The 3,771-nt window shown below is 64.4% G+C and carries 5 protein-coding genes; 2 read left to right on the top strand and 3 right to left on the bottom strand.

The genetic code is table 11. From position 1 onward, the window contains the following. The 3 genes from ACWEO7_RS38500 to ACWEO7_RS38490 all read right to left on the bottom strand — a co-directional run. Positions 1-324, bottom strand: a 324-nt coding sequence (locus tag ACWEO7_RS38500) for a hypothetical protein (protein ID WP_452430669.1), incomplete at its 3' end; no start/stop codon positions are given. An 859-nt stretch (positions 325-1,183) separates the two neighbouring features. Further along, a complete protein-coding gene (locus ACWEO7_RS38495; RefSeq protein WP_452430667.1) occupies positions 1,184-1,612 on the bottom strand; it encodes a hypothetical protein in 429 nt (142 codons plus the stop codon). Positions 1,613-1,676: 64 nt separating this feature from the next. Next, positions 1,677-1,982 carry a hypothetical protein gene (locus ACWEO7_RS38490; protein WP_452430666.1) on the bottom strand — a complete coding sequence of 102 codons (306 nt, stop codon included), beginning with the start codon at positions 1,980-1,982 and terminating at the stop codon, positions 1,677-1,679. Between ACWEO7_RS38490 and ACWEO7_RS38485 the strand changes: the two genes are divergently transcribed. Together ACWEO7_RS38485 and ACWEO7_RS38480 are read left to right on the top strand one after the other, a co-directional pair. Further along, complete coding sequence (locus tag ACWEO7_RS38485; protein WP_452430664.1) at positions 1,970-3,112, top strand: hypothetical protein; 1,143 nt, start codon at positions 1,970-1,972, stop codon at positions 3,110-3,112. The two genes, ACWEO7_RS38490 and ACWEO7_RS38485, sit on opposite strands and share 13 nt — an antisense overlap. Positions 3,113-3,434: 322 nt before the next feature. Continuing rightward, a complete protein-coding gene (locus ACWEO7_RS38480; protein ID WP_452430662.1) occupies positions 3,435-3,719 on the top strand; it encodes a recombinase family protein in 285 nt (94 codons plus the stop codon). The last annotated feature ends 52 nt before the right edge of the window (positions 3,720-3,771 follow it).

The raw sequence follows: 3,771 nt of genomic DNA, 5'->3' as shown, positions 1-3,771 counted from the left end.
CTTCACCTGCACCTCGAAGGGCCACGCTTTCAGCTCCTTCGGAGGAAGCATCTCCGCATAGTGCCGGGAGATATCTCGGCGACGGACCGGACATCCACACCAGCCCTCCCGGAGAAGCACCCACCATCCGATGGGACCCGCAGCGATCATGAGCAGCGCGGACGCGCTGCGCAGCGCTCTTGACATCCCCCGTGCAGTGGCAGGCTCCTGGGTGAGGCCGGGTCTGGGCCGCCCGCTCGGGCACTGGTCGAAACGCCGCGGGCTCGGTCGTTCTCCACGGGCGGCCGGGCCCTGCGGTGTCGGGAACAGCAGCACCCTCGTCATCGGCACCACCTGACCACGGCCCCGATGCACCACTCGACGGCGCGAAAACACCGCCACTTTCCGCCGCAAGTCACAGGCTTGCTCCACACCCGCCGGGGCCGGAACCTGATCACCCGTCCGTCGTAGGTCGTGCCCGTCAACCACTATTCCGGCGGCGGCCGACCCTACCTGCGGACTTTCCGGTTTTCAGCACAGAGTTGTCTCGCAGGTGCGCAATCCAATCCGCGCGATCCGCGGCTGTTGTACACGGCACCGCAGGCCCAGCCCCTGGCGTCACGAGGCTGGGCCTGCGGCGTTTCGACCAGTGTCCGAATTCGCCGCTTCGAACTCTGGCCTCATCCGCGGACGCTGCCACTACTTCCGATATGTCAAGTGCCCAGCGGACCTCGATGTCCATCGGCTCGACGTCTGTGACCACCGTTTCGACCGGGTGCCGTTGCGAGGATTGCCTGTTCCACGACCGGCCGGGTCGCCATGGTCATATCCGAGAGGGTGGGGTGATCTCGCCAGCCGAGCAAGGTTGAGGGTTTCTGGATGCGGGTCAGGCCGCTGTGGAGGGGGTCTGTGCACGGTGGCTGGCTTCGCGCAGCTCGCCTGCTTGAATCGCCCGCTGTGCTGCGAACGCCCGTCCGGCGCCGGCGAAGGCGTGGTCACCGGCCTCGACCGCGGCTGCTTCCATGTCCTGGGCCAACTCCCACAGGTCCAGTGAGCTTTGCTGCGGCGAGTATTGCTGAGGCCGAAACCCGATGCCGACCGGTGTGGCGGTGTGGGCTGAGAGTGGTTTCGGTGGTGGGATCGGTGACCCGGGGTACAGGTGGGCCTTTCTTTGTTGATCACCTCAGGCGCCGGCGGGGCCTGATCACGACGTTGGTTGGTTGGTAGGTCGGCGGGTTGTTGGATACAGCTCGATGCGAGGGGGAGGGCGTGTCTCGACGGTCGCGCCGAGTGGCCTGTCGATGTCGGTGTCGATGAGGCCATCGGACCAGCGTGAGTAGGTGTTGTGCGGGTTCAGGGTGATCACGTCGGCGACCTGCATCAACTCCACGGGGATATCGCCACCGAGGTGGGCGGGGGCGTGGCAGATGACGGCGTCGATGTCCAGGTCGCGCACGATGTCGATCAGCCGGTGCACCACGATGTCGGGGGTGTCGGTGAAGGTGACGGTCTTGATGAGTTCATAGCCCAGACGGTGTGCGAGCCGACGGATGTTTGCCTGGTCCCATTGCTGAGACGCGCCGCGGATGTCGCGTCGTAAGTAACCGATCGCGGTAGGGATCTCCCGCATCATCTACCCCTCTCGCTGGGGTCTACCGTCCGGCCATAGGGTCGAACGCGCCGGTCGTGTGGGCGGCTCATGTGGGGGTGAACCGCAGGATGCAGGGGTAGCGGTCGGGGCGGATGAACGCGCGCTGCCAGATCTGCGCTCGGCCGCCGAGGTCGAGGTGTGCTTCGATGCAGAAGGTGATGCTGCCCGCGGGGATGCCGAGTTCTTCACACACCGTGGGTTCCGGCGCGGCAGGTACCGTGCGCTGGGTGATGACGTTCACCTGATCGGATTGCCCGGCGGACGCGTCGAGCAGCGTCGCAGTGAGTTCGGCGGGCACCGAATCCGATCCGGCGGACCAGATCTGCAGACAGACCAGCGGTGCGCCTCCCACTGACGGCTCTGGTGGTCGCCCGTCGTACCTACGGATGGTCGGCGACGTTTCTGTTGTCTGCGCTGTTCTCCTTCGTCAACATGGCCTTCTTCGGACTCAATGCCGCCGGCGGTGCCCACATTCTCGCGGCATTGAGCCATACCAGCGCGACACCGTGGTACTGGATCATCGGCGGGACCAATATCGTGCTGGTGTTGTTCGGGTTCAAGTGGCTCGAGTACTTCTACCGCTACACAGCAGTACTGTTCATCGCCTGCTACGCCGCGCTGACCATCTATCTGGCCACGCACTATCACCTGCACGTTCCGCCCCAGACCGCCCCGATGCAGTGGGGCCCGGCGATCTCGGTAGTGGCGGGGTTCTCCATTCTGTCCTGGACGTACAAGACATCAACCGTCTCCCGCTTCTGCCTACCAGCCGACCGGACCGTCAGGCGGAGCTGGTATTTCCTGGCACCGAGTCTCGGGATCACGCTTCCCAACCTGGTCATGGGCGTCATGGGCGCTTACTCGAAGGAAGCGACCGGCGAATGGAATATCGCCGTCCTCGGCGCACAGCTTCCCGGTTGGGGTGCAGTGGCGGCGGTCGGTGTCGCGCTTGCCATATTGCACATCAACGCGATGAATCTCTATCCCGCGACCGTCGATCTGCTGGTGTCCCTCAACACCGTACGCACACCGCGCACATGGGAGCAGCCCGTCGCCACAGTCGTTCTCGGCGTCCTACTCGCCCAGGCGGGCATCCTCGCCCACGCCGAGGCCTTCGTCACCGGTGTCGGCGAACTACTCGGCCCGTTCACATTCGTGATGATCGTCGACTGGTTATGGGGCCTGACCGACAAGCGCGACATCGACAGCTACTTCCGCCCCGCGGGCGGGTTCGCCGACCGATGGCGCATCCCGGCGCTCTCATGCTTCCTGGCAGGCTTCGTGGTCAGCTTTTGGGGGAAGCATTTCCTGCCCCCAGGCTTCTATCACACGGTGTCACTGAGCCTGGTCGGTTCCCTTGTCGCAGGCCTCGCCTACGGAGCTGTTCTCATGGCACGCCGGTACCACCGAGCCGGCGACCACCCGGCCGCCGCGGTCGCAGCCGACCAAAACCCCGAAGACCAGCAGGTACCGACGAACTGAACCGAGCAAGTCTCGAGTCGGCACCCGAGGCGCGTAACCCACTGATAGATCCACCGTCGCTACCGGATACCCCAGACCTCGTCGAGATCCCGAACGAACGAATGCATCCTCATACCCCGACACAACATCCCGGGGATCGCCCTGGAAACCGCCCCGGGGTCGAATACGCCACCCGACAGTGCGAAGATACCGCCGTTTATCGCTGCGAGTCACAACCCACGAATCCGCAGGTCGGCGAACCTCCCCGGTGGGTCATAACTCGTGTGCGGAATCTACGGGACGAAAACCTGGCATGTCAGCCCCTTATGGGACAGTTGCGGGCATGGCACGGTTCGGATACGCGCGAGTCTCCACCCGCGGACAGAAAGACGACTCCCAGATCGACGCCCTCACCGCCGCCGGGTGCGAACGGATCTGGGTGGACAAGGCCTCCGGCAAACTCGCCCGCCGCCCGGAATGGGACAAATGCTTCGAACACCTACGACGCGGTGACGAACTGGTCATCACCCGCCTGTCACGGCCATTCCGGTCGGTACGGCACATGACCGAACTCGCCGCCGCACTTGTGCTTCCCCCGTTTTCTCGGAGACTTCCGAACCAGGTTTGATCTTGTGAGCCTGGAGGAAGGAAAATTGTGTAGTGGTTGCTCCGAGGAAGTA

It is taken from the genome of Nocardia sp. NPDC004260 (assembly GCF_053603155.1).
The sequence above is the reverse complement of the archived record's forward strand: the minus strand, read 5'-3'. Positions and strand labels throughout refer to the sequence as shown.

Bases quoted from the DNA above. Each gene is read 5' to 3' on its own strand.
- ACWEO7_RS38495 (WP_452430667.1), bottom strand. From the start codon at position 1,612: ATGATGCGGGAGATCCCTACCGCGATCGGTTACTTACGACGCGACATC.
- ACWEO7_RS38480 (WP_452430662.1), top strand. From the start codon at position 3,435: ATGGCACGGTTCGGATACGCGCGAGTCTCCACCCGCGGACAGAAAGAC.